At 72.0% G+C, this 2,430-nt stretch carries 1 pseudogene; it reads right to left on the bottom strand.

Annotated elements, in window-relative coordinates:
* Positions 1-40 precede the first annotated feature (40 nt).
* Positions 41-2,430 (bottom strand): annotated as a pseudogene (locus tag IZR01_RS48910) (hypothetical protein); the annotation flags it as partial.

Genomic DNA, 2,430 nt, shown 5'->3' on the forward strand with positions numbered 1-2,430 from the left:
GGTGGCGGTGGCGGGGGTTGGTGAAGGCGCCGCCTTTCGGCTAGTTGCCTGCCTGGCCCTTCGAGGTGGTGGGGCCACAGTCGGGCAGCCCCAGGATCCCTGGGGAGCAGGTAGACGATGGTGTCGTAGAAGGGCTACTGGTCGACGTCGTGGACGAGCTCGATGGGCTGCTCGGCGTATCGCTGGAGGACGAGCTGCGCGTCGGCGTGTCGTCACTCGACGAGTGCGACGACGTGCTGGGGGTGGACGACTTGCTCCGGCTGTGCGTCGAGCTGTGGTGGGAGCTCGGCGAACTGGAAGACGTCGTGCTGTCCTGGCTGCTGGTCCCGACCGGGGTCGTCGGCATGCCGGTCGGCGACGGCGCGATCGATGAGGACGACGTCTCGGTGGGCGTCGTCCCCGTCCCCTGCGGAGTCTTCCCCGGCCCGCTCAACACCACCGCCGTGGCCCCGGCCACCAACAACACGGCCGTGGTCACCGCCCCGATGAGCGTCTTGCGCCGCGGGCCGCCGGGACCGGCCGGAGCGTCGTCGGCGGGGACGGGATCGTCACCATCCCCGTCGTCGCCCTCCTCAGCCGCCGCGGCGACCTCCGCGGCGGCCTCGTCGGACACCTGATCGAAGGTCCGCGTCGCCTCCCGTTCGAGCGTGTTGTCCCGATCGGGGTTGAGCACCTGCGTGTGCTGGGCGTCCTCACCCTCCGCGGGCTCGGCCACCCCCGGCCGGAACCAGTCGTCCGGCGCGCTGGTCTGCACCGGAGCCTTCGGCTCGTCGGCATCCGTCTGCGGCCGCGGCAGGCTCGGGAGGCTCACCGCGAACGCGGACAGGGAGCGCGGGACCCTCGGGCTCGGCTTGGTCGGGAAGATCCAGTCGTCTTCGAAGTCGGCGGGGGAGCCGGACTCGGGTTCGGTGTCCGCAGAGGTGTCCGCTGCGGTGTCGGTTTCGGGGGAATCGGTGTCCGACGAGTCGGCATCCGGGGAACTCGTGTCCGAGGAGTCCTTGGCTTCCGGCTCGGAGGCCTCCTCGGCCAACGAGGACGCCGCAAGCGTCTCAATCCTGAGCCCCGCGAACGGATCGCGTTTCGGCAGCGGTTCGGGTTCGGGTTCGGGCTCGGGCTCCGGGGCGGCCGGCGGGACGGAGAACGCGTCGAAGGCGGCAAGCAGTTCGCTGCTGTCTTCGATCAGGGGCTCGAACTCGGCGTCGTCGTCGGCTGCGGCATCGGTTTCGTCGTCGTCGGCATCAGCCTGCTCGGCCGAGCCCTCAACCGCCTCAACCGCCTCGGCCTGCTCGACCGGCGAGTCGGCATCAAGGTCGGCAGCCTGCTCGGCCGAGCCTTCAGCCGCCTCGGCCTGCTCGTCTGGCGAGTCGGCATCGAAGTCGGCAGCCTGCTCGACCGAGCCCTCGGCTGCCTCGGCCTGCCAGCCGAACGCATCGGCGTCGTCTTCCGGCTTGTCGAAGGCATCGGACCCGGCAGCCTGCTCAGCCGAGTCCGCGATGTCCTCCGCCTCCACCTCTGCCTTTGTCTCCGCCTCTGCCTCCGCTTTTGTCTCCGCCTCGACATCCTGCTCAGCGAAGGCCTCGAACCCACCGGCCACCGGCTCCGTGCCCGGCACCGGCTCCCCGTGATCCTCGTGCACCTCGTCCGTCTCCGGCACGTCCCAGTGTCCGGTCACCGGCTCGGAACCGGCCTCGGAGTCGGCCTCGGCCTCCGCCGGCGTCGTGCCGCCGGAACGGCCCGCGAACACGTCGAACCCGCTGGGCGTGTAAGGCTCCGGGGTCCCGGCCGGCCGGGGCGTGCGCGCGCCGCCGAACGCCGACAGCACGTCCGCTTCGGCCCCCAGCGCGTCGTCGCCCGCCGCACTCGCCTTGCTGGATCCGGTGAACCAGTCGTAGTCCTTGGTGTCTTCGGCCGGGGTCTCGGCCGCCCGCTCGGGAGCGGCCATGTCGGCGGGCTTGTCTACTTTCGGCTCCTCATCGAACGCGTCTTCGCCGAACGAGTCCTCGTCCGACGCATCCTCGACGCCCAGCCCCAGTAGCGTCTCATCAATCGGCTCACCGACCGGCGGTGGCATCTCCTCCTCGCCCGCCGACTCGGCTACCGAATCGGCTACCGACCCCGCTACCGGCCCGGCTGCCGACTCGGTCTCCACCCTCGGCAGGCCGCCCACATCATCCAGCCCGAGCAGCGCCGCATCGATCGGCTCCCCGACCGGCGGCGCCTCGACCACCTCGACCACCTCGGCGCCTTCGACAGCCGCGGCCGCCCTGTCCGCCACCTCGCCCGCTTCGACCGCTTCGCCAGCCGCAACCGCCTCGCGCGCCGTCTCGCCCGCCGCGCCGGCCTCCGCCTCGCCGCCTGCCCCCTCAGCGATGCCCGCAGCACCGCCCGCAGCAGCGCCCGTAGCCGCCCCGGCACCTCCGCCCCCAACAG

This window comes from Catenulispora pinisilvae, from assembly GCF_015356865.1.
Taxonomy (GTDB): domain Bacteria; phylum Actinomycetota; class Actinomycetes; order Streptomycetales; family Catenulisporaceae; genus Catenulispora; species Catenulispora pinisilvae.